This is a genomic window from Rhodoferax sp. (assembly GCF_018780565.1).
In the GTDB taxonomy this organism is placed as follows: domain Bacteria; phylum Pseudomonadota; class Gammaproteobacteria; order Burkholderiales; family Burkholderiaceae_C; genus Rhodoferax.
The window spans coordinates 578,186-593,436 of the sequence record NZ_JADMJN010000002.1; the positions used below are offsets into that span (position 1 = coordinate 578,186).

Consider the following 15,251-nt stretch of genomic DNA (forward strand, 5'->3'; position numbering starts at 1 on the left):
ATCCCCGCTCAAGGTCGGGGCTGAGTCGCGGCTGTGCGCGATGAAGTCTTCTTTTCTCGCGGGCTTGGACTGACGGCTTGGGTCCTGGGCGCTTTGGCGGCGCGCAACAGGCTCTGGAATTCGCGGTTGAAGAGCTCGGCAATCACTTCGGGGTCGGGCACCAGGCGGGCATCGGCACCGATGGTCAGTGACGCCTTGCCGTGGTAGCTCATGATGCTGATGGCCATGCCCAGCTCGTTGCCAGGATGCGGTGCCCAGGCAATCATGCGGTCAATCGGGACACCGGTCAGGTAGAGCACGTCGCGCGGCCCCATCACGTTGGTCATCACGATGCTGGCCTTGCTGCCGAACAGTTCGTTCGCGAAGTCTTCCAGAGCCTTGGGCCCCCGCCCAAAGATTTCAAACAGGACTTTGATGGCCGTGGCCTCCGGTGAGCGTTTGAGCTCGTCCATCCGCTTCTTTGTGACGGCCAGTCGCTGGGTCGCACGGGCGCTGGTCACGGCCAGATCCAGAATCACCAGACCAAACTCGTTGCCAAGGGCCGCAGCCCTCTCCGGTGGCCGCAGGTCAACGGGCACCATCGCGCGCACTGTCGTGTGGTTCACATCGACTCCACGCTTTCTGAGATAGCTGCGCAAGGCGCCGGTCATGCATGCCACCAGCACGTCGTTCACCTTGGCCCCATGTCGTGCACCGATCGTCTTGACGTCCTTGATGGTGACTGGCTTGGACCATGCTACCCGCTTGCGCAGGCCGAACTCGCCCTTGAGTGGCGACTGTGGGTCAGGCCAGCGCAACAGTTCGCGCACCAACATGCCAGCCCCGGCTGCGACCACGGCAGCCTTCTCGATGACCTGGCCCGGATGCGTGACGACTTCAACAGCCGTGTCGGCCATCGCCAGCAGGCGTTCTGCCGCTGTCGGTTCGCTGGACGGGATGCTGTGCGGCACGTCCGACTGGGGTGCGCCACCTGGCGCAGTGTCGAACAGCTCCCGGGCAACGGTCATCATGGCAGTTCCGTCGGCAACGCAGTGGTGGCAACGCATGATCAGTGCACTGCCACCCGCGACATCATCCACCACATGCACATGCCACAGTGGCTGCTGGTGGTCCAGCGGGGTGCTTGCAAGGTCGCTGATCAAGGATCGCAGTGCGGTTTCGTCATGGGGCGACGCCAGCGCAATGTGGTGCATATGCTGGTTGATGTCGAAGTTCGGCATGTCTTCCCAGTGTGGGGTTGCCAGGGGGAAGCCCTTTTCGACCACACGCTGGCGAAAGCGCTCGAAGCGAAGCAGGCGAGATCGGTAGACCTCCCGGACCTCATCAAAGTCAAGTTTTTTCCTGGTTAACAGGGCGCCTGTGACCATGGCCAAATTCGCGGGACCATCCATGTGGTACCAGGCCGCATCGACAGGGCTCATTGGATAGCTCGTCATGGCTTGTCTCTCAATGCCGCCACAAGGTGCCCCGCAGCGGGGCGGCGTCCGACCGCGGTTTCATTCCTGTTGCCATGCTAGGGCGGCCATGCGGCCCTCAGTTGCGAAATGTCAATGCACTGGAACCTGCGCGACCGCGCAGGCATGGGGAGGGCTGGCAGTAAACCGGCCGGGAATGACATTTCTCAAATCGACTGAGTTGGCGAGACCTACTATTCCTCGCCATGGCTTTGCAGTCAGCATCGCCTTGGGGAAAGATGATTCATGAAAAGAAAAGCCCTGATTCTCACGCTGGTTGCCGCTGGTCTCATCGCTGCCGTGACCTCGGCCGCCTTCAATTTGCATTCGCCCGGCTGGTTCGTCAAGGAACGCCCGGTCAGCAGGGCAGAGGGCGATGTGACGGGACCTGCGTCGACGCCAGCTCCGCCGCCTGTGCCGGCCTTGCCAGTGCCCCCCGGCACGATGCCCAACTACCGGGCGATCGTGGAGCAGTCGGGTCCTGCTGTGGTTGGTGTGAACGTGGCGGGCTTGCGCAAACTCGGGCCTGATGAATTTCCCTTTGATCCCAACGATCCGTTTTTCCGGTTTTTCCGCGGCTTGCCCGGCTTCCAGTGGCGCCTGCCCGGTCAAACCCCGGGCGGCAGCATGCCGTTTCGCAGCCAGGGCTCAGGCTTCATCATCAGCACCGATGGACTGATACTGACCAATGCGCATGTGGTGCGTGAGGCGAAGGAGGTCGTCGTCAAGCTCAGTGATCGCAGTGAGTACCGGGCCAAGGTGCTGGGTGCCGACACGGCCACTGATGTGGCGGTGTTGCGCATCACTGCGAAAAATCTTCCCGTGGTGCGATTGGGAGACGCACAGCGATTGCAGGTGGGCGATCCGGTGCTGGCCATCGGTTCTCCATTTGGCTTTGAGCAGACGGCGACGCAGGGCATTGTCAGCGCCAAGGGGCGCTCATTGCCAGGGGATGCGGCAGTGCCGTTTATCCAGACTGACGCCGCGGTCAATCCGGGCAATTCAGGTGGCCCCTTGTTTGATGGCAGCGGTGCAGTGGTGGGTATCAATGCCCAGATCTATTCGCAGTCCGGTGGCTATCAGGGCCTGTCTTTTGCGATCCCGATCAATGTCGCGCTCAAGGTCAAGGACCAGATCGTCGCGACCGGGCGGGCAGCCCATGCCCGGCTCGGTGTTTCAGTCCAGGATATGAACCAGGCACTGGCCGAATCCTTTGGACTGAGTCGGCCCGATGGCGCCTTGATTGTCAGCGTGGCGCCCGACAGCGCAGCAGCCACCGCCGGCCTGATGCCCGGCGATGTCGTCAGCGAGGTCAATGGCGAGCCCATTGTTCGATCCGGAGATTTGAGCAGCCGAATCAGCCTGGCCACGCCCGGTGAGACGGTGCGCCTGAAGGTCTGGCGCGACCGGGCATTTCGCGAGTTGTCAGTCAAGCTCGGTCGCGCGGAAGATGATGGTGCAACGCAGACTCAACGCGAATCAGAGCCGCAACCTGGACAACTCGGACTCGCTCTGCGGCCGCTCTCCCGGGATGAGCAGGCGAAGTTGAAGGTGTCCGGTGGGCTGCTCGTTGAAGGCGCAACAGGTGCAGCGGCGCGTGCAGGCCTGATGCCGGGTGACGTGTTGCTGGCGATCAACGGCATGGCCTTGAAGTCGGTCGATCAGGTGCGTGGCGCAATGGATAAAAAACCCAGGAGTGTGGCGCTGCTGGTGCTGCGCGACGGCGGGCGAATTTTCATACCAGTGGAGTTAGGGCAATGACGACGATGACAAATCTTGTGGATTCCGATCGAGGCGTGTTGCCCCGCTTTTTGGCGGGTCTGCGCCTTCAAAATGGCATACCTTTGCGACTGACGCTGTGGAATGGGCTGCACCACGATCTGGGCCAGGAGCCTCAAGTCACTGTTCGTTTGAACGGGCCGGGGGCATTGCGCTACTTCTTGCCACCGAGCCTGGACAACTTGGCCGAGGGTTACGTGAATGGTCACTTCGATGTGCAGGGCAGCGCAAAAGACATTGTGGAAGTGGCCTCCAGGCTGGCTCACACGGGTGTGCCGATGCGTGGCAGGTTTGGCCGCATGTTCAATGCAGGTCGCCATGACAGGGCGAAGGACGCTCAGGCCATCAAGCACCATTACGATGTGTCCAACGACTTCTATCGGCTGTGGCTGGACCCGGATCTGGTCTATTCATGTGCCTACTTTCCCTCAGCCACTGAGACATTGGAGCAGGCCCAGGTGGCGAAGCTCGATCACATTCTGACCAAACTCATGCTCCAGCCCGGCGAGCGTCTGCTGGATATCGGTTGTGGTTGGGGCGCTCTGGCCATTCGGGCTGCGCAAAAATTCGGAGCGCACGTGGTGGGAGTGACCTTGTCAAACAATCAATGCGAACTGGCCCGTGAGCGCATCGCACAAGCTGGCCTGTGCGCTCAGGTGGAGATTCGCCTGCAGGACTATCGCGATATCGACGTGAGCGATGGCCTGTTCGACAAGATCACGTCCATCGGCATGTTCGAGCATGTGGGTCTGAACCATCTGCCCGCCTATTTCGCCAAAATCAATGCCTTGCTCAAACCGAGTGGCCTGGTGCTCAACCATGGCATCACCTCCACCGACCCCGATAGTGGCGGGTCCCCTCTGGGCGCTGCCAGTTTCATAGAGAAGTATGTCTTTCCGAATGGGGAGCTACCGCACATCAGTCTGGCGCTGAAATCAATGCAAACGGCTGGCCTGGAGGCATTGGATGTGGAGTGTCTGCGTCGCCACTACGCGCGAACGCTGTTGCATTGGTCGGAGAATTATGAAGATCAAGGCCGGGAAATACGCAATCTGGTGGACGATACGACGTACCGCGTCTGGCGCATTTACCTGGCGGGATGCGCGCACGCTTTCAATCAGAACTGGGTGTCTTTGCATCAAGTTCTGGCATGTAAGGCTGGAGCTGACGAGCAGCTCAATCCCACCCCATGGTCGCGTGCCTATATGTATGCCTGAATGCGCCCCAATTGAGAATTCGCAATGGTCGTTCTGCCGTGGGAACTATAGTGAAAGCGTACTTGCTGACAAGCGTGGGAACGTTTTGACACAGTACGGAGCTGGGGGAATCAAGAAATTGGTTCAAGTCTTGGTGTTTGACATCAAGACGGACGGGAACGTCCCCAGACGTGTCAGCCTGACGAACTGACCCGGGGTTCCTGCCACAACCGCCAGCCCCTGAAAAGGCTGGCGGGTCTGTTTCAAGAGTCCCTGCACATGCCCGACACCGAAGCCAAGCTCAAGTTTCTGCAGTCGCCGAAGAGCTATGGCAATTCCAATCAAAACGTGCAATGCGTTGAAACGCATATGTCATGGGTATTCCTGGTGGGGCAGCATGTTTTCAAGTTGAAGAAGCCGGTTTGCTTTCCATTCCTTGACTTCACGACGCTCCAGGCCCGCGAGTTCTACTGCAGGGAGGAAGTCCGTCTCAATTTGCGTATGGCGCCAGATGTTTATCTGGGTGTAATGGCTCTGCAGTGGCAGGATGGCGCTTTTGCCTTGGTTCCTGAAGATCAGTTGCCGGGCAGGGGGGAAACTGTTGACTGGCTGGTGCTGATGAAGCGCCTGCCCTCCCATCGAACACTGGATCAACTCATTGCGGCAAGTCATGTGGCCCCCAGGGATCTGGCGCCGCTGGTGGAGGTACTGGCCCGGTTTTACCGGAGTGCGCCCATCGCAGCGCTGAGCGCCGAAGATTACCTGGCTCGATTTCAATATGAGCAGGCAGCCAATCGCGAGGTCTTGCTCAGACCCCAGTTTCAGCTTCGCCATGCGGGGCGGGCGATTGACTACCTGGGCGTTGCACTTGCGCGGGGCGAGAACTTGCTTCGCGAGCGTGTCGCTGCGCACCGGGTGCTGGAAGGTCACGGCGATCTGCGTCCGGAACACGTCTGCCTTCTGCAGCCTCCTGTGGTCATTGACTGCCTTGAGTTCAATCTTGCGTTGCGTCAGGTTGACCCCTTTGACGAAGTCGCCTACCTGGGCCTGGAGTGCGACATGGCAGGCGCTGCCTGGATTGGTTCGACTGTTGCATCAGGTTTAGCCGCAGCCCTGGACGACCGTCCTGCCGCGGCCCTGATGAACCTCTACACAGCCTACCGCGCCGTGTTGCGCGCGCGCCTTGCCATGGCCCATCTGCTCGATCCCAAGCCACGTGTGCCGCACAAGTGGCTACCCCTGGCCGAGCGATATTTGTCGCGTGCCATTGACGCTATCGACGCCTTCATGTCCATCCTGCCCCATGAGAGGCCCTGATGGCTGTGGCAAACAGAGCTGCCGCAGATGCAATCGTCAATTTGCTGCGCACTGCACTGGTCAGAGGCAACCGGAATGGCGGGACGCTGTCGGTGAGTACAACATGGGCAATGCTGCCGTCTGCCATGGCCTCAGAGGCTGGGCCAGTGAGGAGCCCATGGGCAGCGCATGCAATAACCTTCTGTGCACCGGCCTTCCTGAGGGCCACTGCGCCGCGGCGCATGGTATCGCCGCTGGCAATCAGGTCATCAATCAGGAAGACTGTCATGCCGTCCACGTCCCCGGCGACCAGGTTTTCGCTGGTGACCACGCCGGCGCTACGTCGTTTGTCAAGCATGGCAAACCCAACGGGCTGCCTCAGCTTTTTTTCCAAGGACTCGCGCCACAGTTGTGCACGCTTGACCCCGCCCGGATCGGGCGACGCCACAGCCAACGCGGTATGAGCAGCCCATTCGCAAGCCACGGAGTCGAACGCGCGATGAGCCTCAATATGAATGGTTGGACAACGAAAAGCATTTTGAAATGCAGCCACGTTGTGCGCCTCCAGAACGATCAGCTGTGATGTGCCCACTGCCTCGAACAACTGGGCCACATAGCGCAGGGTGACTGGATCGAAAGGTTTTGTTTGCCTGTCTTTTCGCGCATACGCCAGGTAGGGCACGACGGCTGTGACCCGACTCGCGCCATGCTCCTGCAAGGTGGCAATGAACAGCAGAAGCCGGCTCAGCTTGTCGTGCGGGCTGTACTGCATATCGCCGTACAGGCTGTGGATGACGTAGGCGTCGCTGCCCCGCGGGTCCTGCAGCGGTCGCAGTTTATGTTCGCCATCTTCAAAGCAGCGATCCTCATGGGCCGCCAGGGCCAGCCCCAGGTGTGTCGCCAAAGCCTGAGAAAACAGGGTGTCATTGTCCAGAGAGTAAAGCAGCATTGTTCAGATCCAGTCGGGGGGTTCAAATTTCGTCCCGCTCGCCATTGCCAGTGTCGGAAGACCGCTTGCGTTGCGCTTTGCGAAAAGTCAACCCGTCGGAGACGGCTGTTGGGCAAAGTGGCATTGCAATTTCCAAAGGAGGTGACCCAATGAACCGTCGAAAATCCATAGCTCATTTGCTGGGTTGGGGTTTGTGCGCAGCCGTCGTTCTGCCGCTCGCCCATGCCATCGAGCGTGGGACGGCTGATTCTGCTTTGGCCTACGTCTCGGGTGGCATTGGAGAATCCGAGCAGGCCGCGCTGAGTGCAGAGAAGGGCCGCTACAGCTTTTGGTTGACCACGGCCGCGAAAGGCTCGGGGGCGTACCTCGCGTCGGTGGAGGTCCGGATCCTGAACGCACGCACCCGACAGTCTGTGCTGGAGCACACCATGGATGGTCCCTGGCTTTTTGCCGCCCTGCCTGCAGGGCGCTACGAAGTCGAGGCCAGCTTCCGTGAATCCGCGGGGCAGCCTGCGCAAACCCTCAAGAAGGCGCTGACGATCAGAACAGGTGCTCTGCGACACATCTTTCTCTACTTCAACACCAGTGACGAGGTGGGCAGTGAGAAGTGAGCTGCTTTGCGAGCTTGAATTGCGAATGCGCAAAGTGTCTCTTCAGGCTTTCATTATGCTCACCCATTGCACGGCGCAGGCCGTGAGTTGCTTGGACCATGAATCTATTTACGAGGCATAACATGAAGCATCCAGAAACCGCACCCCGCACTGTGCATGACGCTGCGAAGAAGCAGAAGCGCAATAACTCCGTCGTCAAAAGTCATAGCAGTGCCAACTCAAAAAGCATCGCTTCAAGCATTGAACGCGATGAGCTGATTCGTCAAACGGCGTATACGCTTTACCAGGCGCGAAGCTGTGCCTCTGGCCATGAGCTGGATGATTGGTTGCAGGCCGAAGCTCAGGTTGACCAGATGTTGGCTCGGGGCATTCCGGTGGCGGAGCCTTTGGCCGAAACTGCCTAAGGCGGGGAACAACACCGTATCTGCAGGAGGGTGCCATGTCAACCATCACGCTTAACCTGGAAACTGACTTTGTCGAATTGCCGCAGCCAGTGCTTTCGCCGACTATGTCGCTTCAGCAGGCATTCAAAAGTCGACATAGCGCACGGACATTTTCCGCCGAGCCCCTGTCCATCGAAACGCTTTCGGCGCTGCTTTGGTCCGGCTTTGGTGTCAATCGGCAGGATGAAATGAGTGGGCGAACTGCGCCATCTGCTCACAATTGGCAGGAGATCAGTGTTTTTGCAGTATTGCCGGAAGGTGCTTTTCGCTACGATGCGCGAGAACATCGTCTGATGCTCATCAAGGCTGAAGATCTCCGCGCCGCCACCGGTACCCAGGACTTTGTGGGATCTGCTCCTTTGAATCTGGTCTACGTGGCGGACTTCTCCCGAATGCGCGAGGTACAAGCCGGGGATCAGGCTTTTCTCGCCGGCGCCGATACCGGATTTATTGCGCAAAACGTCTATCTCTACTGCGCCAGTGCGGGGCTGGCAACGGTCGTGCGCGCGCTCATTGACCGTCGTCGCTTGGCCACGGCACTTGGGTTGTCCAAAACGGAGCGCATTACGCTGGCACAGAGCGTCGGGTCGATGAGGGTTAGCTGATCCCCTACATTCATCTGATTTGCTTCGCTGCGTCAAGGGCTTGAAGCTTTTCATATAACTCACGTTCCTGGTGGGTCAGGTCTTCCGGTACCCGCACCTTGATGCGCAGATACAGGTCACCGTGAGAGCCCTTTCCGTAGGCGGGCAAGCCCTTCTTTTTCAGACGCAACATGGCATCAGGCTGTGTGCCTGGTGGCACAACGACACTGACCGTGCTGTCCAGGGTCGGCACCGTCAGATGGGTGCCCAGCACGGCATCCGTCACCGCGATGACTTCCTGGCGCAACAGGTCTGCGCCGACCCGTTCAAAGCGCTCATCCGGTTTGGTCCTTATCACGGCATACAAATCGCCGGGAACACCGCCTGCATCGGGGCTGGGCATGCCTTTGCCGGGGACACGCAGTACCAATCCGTCCTCCACTCCGAGCGGTATTTTCACCACCAGCGACTCGGCCTGCTCCACTGCGCCACTTCCCGCGCACTGCGTGCAGGGGTGGGCCAGTGTCTTTCCGCGCCCGCCGCAGGCCGGGCAGACAGTGATGTGCTGGATGAGCACATGCTGTGCCTGCTCGCGCCGGCTGTGTGTGATGCGTCCGCTTCCTGCGCAGGCTTCGCAGGCGGGGGATACCGCGCCGCCTTCCTCGCCCGAACCACGGCACGCAGGGCAGGTGGTGGGTCGGGTCAGGCGAATCTCCTCTTCTCCGCCATGCGCGACGCGCTCCAGTGACACATAGACATCGACTTCCATGTTGGCGCCACGTTTGGGCCCGTGGCTGCGGGGATGAAAGAAGCCTTCGAAAGGGTTTGCGCCACCCCAGTCAAAGTTCAGTCCGCTGAAGATATCTTCGAAGTTGATGCCACCAAACAGGTCTTCCCGATTGAAGTTGGCCACGCCGGCAAATCCACGGGCATCATAGTCTGCGCGCTTTTCAGGATCCGACAGAATGGCGTAGGCCTCCGCAATTTCCTTGAACTTCTCCTCGGCGCCAGGTTCCTTGTTCCGGTCAGGATGGAACTTCAGGGCGAGTGTGCGAAACGCGTCCTTGATCGCTTTGGGGGCGGCCTCCTTGGTCAGGCCGAGCACCTCGTAATAGTCCCGTTGAGCAGACACGGCAGTTTAATATTTCCGGTTTTTTCTCTTCTTTTCAGAATGGCGTGCGAACGACTTGCGCAATGCGCTCAGTTCGGCAATCCGCACGGCGACCCGTTGATTGACGCTTTTGTCCGGGTAGTGACCTCGGGCATCCACTTCTCCCGCCGGCATGCTGGTCAGGAGCGCAATGGCTTGATCCACGTGGTCAACGGCACGGACATGGAATTTTCCAGCCTCTGCGGCGGCGATCACATCCCGGCGCAACATCAGGTGTTTCACGTTGGCCGATGGAATGATGACACCCTGGCTGCCTGTCAATCCTCGCGCCATGCAGATGTCAAAGAAGCCTTCAATTTTTTCATTCACTGCACCAATGGCCTGCACCTGCCCCAACTGGTTGACCGATCCGGTGACAGCAAGCGACTGCAGCACGGGCGTGTTGGCCAGGTGGGACAGCAGTACACACAACTCGGCCAGGGATGCGCTGTCGCCTTCGACTTGCCCATAGGATTGCTCGAACACCAGACTCGCTGATAGCGCCAGGGGTTGATCGCGTGCGTAGCGCGTTGCCAGAAAGGAGGCCAGAATCAGAACTCCCTTGGAGTGAATGGCTCCTGACAGTTTGACTTCGCGCTCGACATTGATCATTTCACCTTCACCCAGGCGGCTGGTGGCGGTGATGCGAGTGGGCTGGGCGAAGGCAAAGCCTCCAAGTTCCAGCACAGACAGGCCGTTGATTTGTCCGACCACAGATCCCTGGGTATCGATCAGCAGAGTGCCACGCAAAATTGCGTCGTGGAGCTGGACGCGCAAGCGATCCTGTCGACGGATCTGGGCGTCTATGGCTTTCTGCACGTGGCGGGCTACCACCACGGTGGTGCCATCTTCGCGCGCCCAGTAGTCCGATTCCTGCAGCAGATCCGCCATGCTGCGCATGTGGGTGGAGAGTCGCTCGGCATCGCCAGCCAGCCGGGCGCTGTGCTCAATGACTCTGGCCACGGCACTGCGGTCAAGCGGCAGCAAATTGTCCTTGGCACACAGGGTGGCCATCAGGCGGGCGTACAGCAGATGAGTGTCGCCACTGCGCTCAATGCGGTCCTCAAAGTCCGCAGCGACCTTGAACAGCTCTGCGAAGTCCGGGTCGAGCTGCTGCAGCAAGTAGTAGAACAGCCGATCTCCGAAAAGAACGATCTTGACATCCAGGGAAATCGGTTCGGGCTCCAGAGAAACGGTGCTCACCAGGCTGTACATTTGCCCCAGAGACTCAATGCGGATTTCCCGCGCCTGCAGTGCGCGCTTGAGGCCATCCCATGCAAATGGTTGCATCAGTACTTTGCGAACGTCCAACAGCAAGTAGCCACCGTTGGCCCGGTGTAGCGCACCAGGCTTGATGAGTGTGAAGTCTGTCACCAACGCCCCCAACTGGGCGACATGTTCCACGCGCCCTATCAGGTTGCTGTAAGTCGGGTTGTCTTCGCTGACGACGGGTGAACCTGCCTGCTTGCCGTTGCTGACCAGTACGTTTACCTGATAGCGGTGGAAGGTCTTGCGTGTGACGATCGTCAAGCCCGATAGCTCGGTGGATTCCTCCTCCTTGCGAAAATCGTCGGCATTCTCGACCATGTCCTGCTGCACCGCATCGAGGTATTTCTGTATGGCTGTCAGATCGGAAAATCGGGCACGTATGTCTGCCATTACATGGGTGATGACCGACAGTGTGGTTTCGCGATTGAGCTGCTTGAGACGTTCACTGCGTTCCTTCCACCATTGCGGCACGTGAGCAAGTATTTTTTCCAGGCGTTCCTGCAGTTCGGCAATTGCGGCGGTGATCTGCTGCTTCTCCTGGGGCGGCAGCTTTTCATACTCCCCCGGTTGAAGTACTTCTTGATTGCGGGTGGGGGCAAAGACAAAGCCGCCCGGCGTGCGCAGAAGGGCTATTTGTTGCTTGACAGCGTCATCGCCCAAGGATTTGAAGGCATCTTCCTGCTGCTTGCTGAATTCCTCTTGAATGGCTTGCGCCTTGGCCCTGTATTCATCGCTTTCAAACAAGGCAGGTATTGCCGAGCGCAGATAGTCCACTACCTGCACCATTTGCTCACGCAATTCTTTGCCGCGCCCGGTGGGAAGGCTGACGGCTTGGGGTTTGTGCGGTTGACTGAAGTTGTTGAGGTAGCACCAGTCCTCCGGTTCTCTTTCCTGCGCCACACGGCTCGCGAGAATCTGGCTCACCATGCTGCGCTTGCCCATGCCTGCGGGGCCGAGCACATACACGTTGTAGCCCTGGCGGCGAATGCCGGCGCCGAATCGCACCGCCTCCATGGCACGCATTTGGCCAATCAGCTCGCTCAGACCGTCCAGCTCTGCAGTGGTCTGGAAGCTGAATTGCTCAGGATCGCAGGCTTGCGTAAGCTGCTTCGGCGCCAAAGCAGGCGGCGATGGCTGTGGGCCGAATGAGGTCATATTCAATGGCTTTCACGGTACTCGGCGTCCACAACCTTGCCGTGTTGCCCCGGCCCACTGGCGTGGACTCCTTGGCTGGCGGTGCCCGGGCCGGGGGGTGTTTGGGGCCCTTGCCAGGGGGTTTCGGAATAGGGCTCCCCCTTTTGTGTCTGACTCGATTGCGTGTAGAGCACGACGCCAGCTTCCTTCAGAATTTTCTTGAGTGCGTCGGCACGTTGAGAGGCCAGACTGACTTCCTTCCTGAGCAGGGCGTCCTTGGTCTCGCGCAAGGCCTGCTCAATGCGCTTTTGCAGATCGTCAGTCAGTTTGCTGGAAAAATTGGCAAGCATTTTCTCCGCTTCATAACAGGTGGCATCGGCAGCGTTGAGCTTCTCCGCGTCCTCGCGCCGTTTCTTGTCTGCCTCGGCATAGCGCTCTGCATCCTCCACCATCCGCTTTTTCTCAGTCTCTGAGAGCCGGGTCGAAGATGAAATGTTGATGGATTGGGACTTGCCGCTGGCGAGATCGCGCGCCGCAACGCTGAGGATGCCGTTGGAGTCGATGTCAAACGTCACTTCAATCTTGGGCACGCCTCGTGGAGCGGGTGGCAAGCCTTCCAGGACAAATTCGCCCAGGCTGGTGTTGTCGTCTGCCATGGGCCGCTCGCCTTGAAACACATGAATGGTCACACTGGTTTGCATATCCGCTGCCGTCGTGAATGTTTCAGTGCGTTTCACGGGAACCGGTGTATTGCGGGCGATCAGCGATGTGGCAATGCCACCCAGAGTCTCAACCCCAAGCGTAAGCGGGGTGACATCGACCAGAACAATGCCCCCGACCTCGCCCGCCAGCACGCCAGCCTGGATCGCCGCCCCCGCAGCAACGCACTCCATTGGATCGACGCCCATCTCGGCCTTGTGGCCGAACATACTCTCGAAATAGGAACGCACGGCAGGCATGCGGGTGGGGCCGCCGACAAAAACCACCCGGTCGATGTTTTCCGGCTTGATCGCTGCATCGCGCAGAGCCTGTTCGACGGGGCCTTTACAGCGGTCAATGACCGGATGCACCAGACGTTCCAACTCGGTGCGATTGAGGTCCAGTTCGAGATGACGGGCCTCCCCCTGCACTGCAGCCAGATAGGGCAGGCTGATATGGGTATTGATACTGGCGGTCAGGTCAATCTTGGCGCCTTCTGCGGCCTCCATCAAACGCGCGGCGGCCTTGGCATCGTTGCGCACATCGACCCCTGTGGCCATCTGGAAGCGCTGCGTCAAGTGTTCAAAGATAGCCTGATTCATGTCGGTTCCACCCAATTGGGTGTCGCCACTGGTGGCCTTGACCTCAAACACCCCTTTCCCGAATTCCATGATGGTGACATCAAGCGTGCCTCCGCCCAGATCAATCACGGCAATTCGCAGCTCTTCCCCCAGCCGGTCTAAGCCGTAAGCCAGGGCGGCCGCAGTGGGTTCGTTGACAAGACGGATCACATCCAATCCCGCAATTCGGCATGCATCCTTGGTGGCAGACCGTTGGTTGTCATCAAAATAGGCGGGCACTGTAACGACCGCCTTTTGTACCGGTTCACCAAGAAAGGCTTCAGCGTCACGTTTGATTTTCTGCAGCAGGAAGGCGGACAGTTGCTCGGGCGAGTACTCCTGGCCCCGCAATGTCACCTTCTCGCGTTTGCCCATCTTGCGCTTGAATGCCGTGATCGTGCCTTCGGGGTTGGCTGTTGCCTGGCGTCGGGCGGGCTCGCCCACCAGGATCTGGCCGTCAGCCGTCAGAGCCACATAGCTGGGGAATGCCTTGCCGCCTACGCTCAGGCCTTCAGCGCTGGGAATGATGACAGGGCGTCCGCCACGTAGCACAGCGGCCGCCGAATTGGAGGTGCCAAGGTCAATGCCGATGATGTTCATGACCGGCCCCAGTGTCAGGACACGGGAATCGATTTGGCGCGGTCTGCGCCCTCCTTCGGCAGGCGCACGGTCAACACGCCGTTTCGAAAGCTGGCCTCTGCCTCCTCCACGTTCACGTTGCGCGGCAGCGCAATGGAGCGTTGAAACATCCCATAGGCGCGCTCCATCACGTGGTAGGTGCTGTCATTGGTTTCGCGCTGAAAGCGCTTTTCGCCACTGAGGTGGAGCATGTTGCCTTCGATGACGATCTTGCAGTCGTCCTTGTCCAGACCCGGCACCTCCAGCCTCACCACCACGTCCTTGCGTGTCTCCTCCAACTCCCCGGCCAGCAAGCCCCAGCGTGGCAGCATTGCAAGTTCGCTGCTTCCCTTCTGCTCCTCGTCCTTGCGGTGGGTGAAATGCGTCAGGGCGTCGCTGCTGCGGCTGAGGAGTTCGCGCCATCCTTCAGAGAGACTTTCCCAAGCGCGACCGATTTCACGGCCAATGTTCTTCCCAGTTTGCTTCAATGAGTTCAGCATGGTCATGTTCCGTCAGTAAGTTTGAATGAGCTCATGCTCACTCTACGGTGCTTACCCTCTGGCACCTTGATATTTCACAAGCGCCTTGCCTATCCTGCTCTGCGAATGGTTGTGCAGAAGTGTTCGCCGTCCCGACGCCCAAGGTCGAAGGTGGACTGCACGGCGGTCTCGTCGGTGTAATCCCATGCCCCTGCCGGTATCGGCTGTGATGGCTGAACATAGGTGCGTCCCGGGACATCGGGAATTGAGGGGAATTGCCGGGTGAGAAGGATCAGACTGCACCCCTGTTCCTGCGCCAGATCTTCGGCGGGCACATTGCTGACGAGCCCTCCATCCAACAAAATCATGCCGTCACTTCGGACCTGTGGCGTCAACGGTGGTACGCAGGAGGACGCAATCACCAGATCGGCGAGTGCTTCGGGAGTCTCACATTCCCGAACCGAACGGTACAGGGGCTTGAACCCAATGCGGCTTCCGGTCGAGGAGTGAATTGTCCCGCGCCCCCATATGTCCACGCCAAGCGCCAGAGCACCCAGGAGCAGGGCCATCCGCGGAGACGCCCATCCCGGCGGACGGGAAATGAGAACGTTGATTTCCGGACCTTGGTGCAGGCGTGAGAGTGCGCGCTCGTCGATGCTGCTCAGAATGGCACTTCGGTACATCCCGCCATGCGGGAAGACCGGCTCTTCGCGGAGAAGATTGCGCAGATAAAGATTGCGCGCATTGTTGGCAAGTGCTTGTTTGTAACCGGTGAAGCCGTGTTCAAAAGTGCCCGCAAACAAGGCACAGGCGATAGCCGAACCCGCGCTGACAGCCCGTACTCGCCTGGGTCGCAACTCCAGGGCGGGCGCTACGACCGACCAGAAGCCCGCCTGCCAGAAGCAGCGGTTACCACCCCCGGCGAAAACGACATTGTCGAAATTGGCGCTTGATCGTTCCACGTGTGCAG

General features: G+C 59.4%; 13 protein-coding genes. 6 read left to right on the plus strand and 7 right to left on the minus strand.

Annotated elements, in window-relative coordinates; genetic code table 11:
- Window positions 1-8: 8 nt before the first annotated feature.
- The gene (locus IV109_RS03225; RefSeq protein ID WP_296692001.1) at window positions 9-1,436 is read right to left on the minus strand and encodes a wax ester/triacylglycerol synthase family O-acyltransferase; all 1,428 of its coding nucleotides are present in this window, start codon (window positions 1,434-1,436) and stop codon (window positions 9-11) included.
- Between the two features lie 264 nt (window positions 1,437-1,700).
- Here IV109_RS03225 and IV109_RS03230 point away from each other — a divergent pair, with 264 nt between their 5' ends.
- The 3 genes from IV109_RS03230 to IV109_RS03240 all read left to right on the plus strand — a co-directional run bounded on the left by IV109_RS03230 (window position 1,701) and on the right by IV109_RS03240 (window position 5,746).
- On the plus strand, window positions 1,701-3,215 hold the full coding sequence (locus tag IV109_RS03230) for a Do family serine endopeptidase (protein WP_296692006.1): 1,515 nt from the start codon (window positions 1,701-1,703) through the stop codon (window positions 3,213-3,215).
- A 5-nt stretch (window positions 3,216-3,220) separates the two neighbouring features.
- A complete protein-coding gene (locus tag IV109_RS03235; protein ID WP_296692510.1) occupies window positions 3,221-4,450 on the plus strand; it encodes a cyclopropane-fatty-acyl-phospholipid synthase family protein in 1,230 nt (409 codons plus the stop codon).
- Window positions 4,451-4,708: 258 nt separating this feature from the next.
- Window positions 4,709-5,746, plus strand: a complete 1,038-nt coding sequence (locus tag IV109_RS03240) for a hypothetical protein (protein ID WP_296692008.1) — start codon at window positions 4,709-4,711, stop codon at window positions 5,744-5,746.
- On the opposite strand, the gene prs is transcribed toward IV109_RS03240, so the two are convergent.
- A complete protein-coding gene (gene prs / locus IV109_RS03245) occupies window positions 5,715-6,674 on the minus strand; it encodes a ribose-phosphate diphosphokinase (protein ID WP_296692011.1) in 960 nt (319 codons plus the stop codon). The two genes, IV109_RS03240 and prs, sit on opposite strands and share 32 nt — an antisense overlap.
- A 149-nt stretch (window positions 6,675-6,823) precedes the next feature.
- Here prs and IV109_RS03250 point away from each other — a divergent pair, with 149 nt between their 5' ends.
- From IV109_RS03250 to IV109_RS03260, 3 genes are all read left to right on the plus strand, one after another.
- Complete coding sequence (locus IV109_RS03250; RefSeq protein ID WP_296692014.1) at window positions 6,824-7,285, plus strand: hypothetical protein; 462 nt, start codon at window positions 6,824-6,826, stop codon at window positions 7,283-7,285.
- A 122-nt stretch (window positions 7,286-7,407) separates the two neighbouring features.
- Window positions 7,408-7,689, plus strand: coding sequence for a DUF2934 domain-containing protein (locus IV109_RS03255; protein WP_296692017.1), 282 nt, complete (start codon window positions 7,408-7,410; stop codon window positions 7,687-7,689).
- A 35-nt stretch (window positions 7,690-7,724) separates the two neighbouring features.
- Window positions 7,725-8,333, plus strand: a complete 609-nt coding sequence (locus IV109_RS03260) for a SagB/ThcOx family dehydrogenase (protein WP_296692021.1) — start codon at window positions 7,725-7,727, stop codon at window positions 8,331-8,333.
- 10 nt (window positions 8,334-8,343) lie between these two features.
- Here the strand turns inward: IV109_RS03260 and IV109_RS03265 are convergent, their stop codons facing one another.
- The 5 genes from IV109_RS03265 to IV109_RS03285 all read right to left on the minus strand — a co-directional run bounded on the left by IV109_RS03265 (window position 8,344) and on the right by IV109_RS03285 (window position 15,243).
- Window positions 8,344-9,444 (minus strand): DnaJ C-terminal domain-containing protein, encoded by a 1,101-nt coding sequence (locus IV109_RS03265; protein WP_296692024.1) that lies wholly within the window; start codon window positions 9,442-9,444, stop codon window positions 8,344-8,346.
- A gap of 6 nt (window positions 9,445-9,450) precedes the next feature.
- The gene (locus IV109_RS03270) at window positions 9,451-11,886 is read right to left on the minus strand and encodes a Lon protease family protein (RefSeq protein WP_296692029.1); all 2,436 of its coding nucleotides are present in this window, start codon (window positions 11,884-11,886) and stop codon (window positions 9,451-9,453) included.
- 2 nt (window positions 11,887-11,888) lie between these two features.
- A complete protein-coding gene (gene dnaK, locus IV109_RS03275) occupies window positions 11,889-13,784 on the minus strand; it encodes a molecular chaperone DnaK (protein ID WP_296692032.1) in 1,896 nt (631 codons plus the stop codon).
- Window positions 13,785-13,798: 14 nt separating this feature from the next.
- Window positions 13,799-14,302, minus strand: a complete 504-nt coding sequence (locus IV109_RS03280) for an Hsp20/alpha crystallin family protein (RefSeq protein WP_296692034.1) — start codon at window positions 14,300-14,302, stop codon at window positions 13,799-13,801.
- Window positions 14,303-14,391: 89 nt separating this feature from the next.
- Complete coding sequence (locus tag IV109_RS03285; protein WP_296692038.1) at window positions 14,392-15,243, minus strand: patatin-like phospholipase family protein; 852 nt, start codon at window positions 15,241-15,243, stop codon at window positions 14,392-14,394.
- Window positions 15,244-15,251 lie beyond the last annotated feature (8 nt).

What these genes read in the sequence shown, in the direction of transcription:
- IV109_RS03225 (WP_296692001.1), bottom strand. Translation starts at nt 1,436, where the DNA reads ATGACGAGCTATCCAATGAGCCCTGTCGATGCGGCCTGGTACCACATG.
- IV109_RS03230 (WP_296692006.1), top strand. Translation starts at nt 1,701, where the DNA reads ATGAAAAGAAAAGCCCTGATTCTCACGCTGGTTGCCGCTGGTCTCATC.
- IV109_RS03235 (WP_296692510.1), top strand. Translation starts at nt 3,221, where the DNA reads ATGACAAATCTTGTGGATTCCGATCGAGGCGTGTTGCCCCGCTTTTTG.
- IV109_RS03240 (WP_296692008.1), top strand. Translation starts at nt 4,709, where the DNA reads ATGCCCGACACCGAAGCCAAGCTCAAGTTTCTGCAGTCGCCGAAGAGC.
- prs (WP_296692011.1), bottom strand. Translation starts at nt 6,674, where the DNA reads ATGCTGCTTTACTCTCTGGACAATGACACCCTGTTTTCTCAGGCTTTG.
- IV109_RS03250 (WP_296692014.1), top strand. Translation starts at nt 6,824, where the DNA reads ATGAACCGTCGAAAATCCATAGCTCATTTGCTGGGTTGGGGTTTGTGC.
- IV109_RS03255 (WP_296692017.1), top strand. Translation starts at nt 7,408, where the DNA reads ATGAAGCATCCAGAAACCGCACCCCGCACTGTGCATGACGCTGCGAAG.
- IV109_RS03260 (WP_296692021.1), top strand. Translation starts at nt 7,725, where the DNA reads ATGTCAACCATCACGCTTAACCTGGAAACTGACTTTGTCGAATTGCCG.
- IV109_RS03270 (WP_296692029.1), bottom strand. Translation starts at nt 11,886, where the DNA reads ATGACCTCATTCGGCCCACAGCCATCGCCGCCTGCTTTGGCGCCGAAG.
- dnaK (WP_296692032.1), bottom strand. Translation starts at nt 13,784, where the DNA reads ATGAACATCATCGGCATTGACCTTGGCACCTCCAATTCGGCGGCCGCT.
- IV109_RS03280 (WP_296692034.1), bottom strand. Translation starts at nt 14,302, where the DNA reads ATGCTGAACTCATTGAAGCAAACTGGGAAGAACATTGGCCGTGAAATC.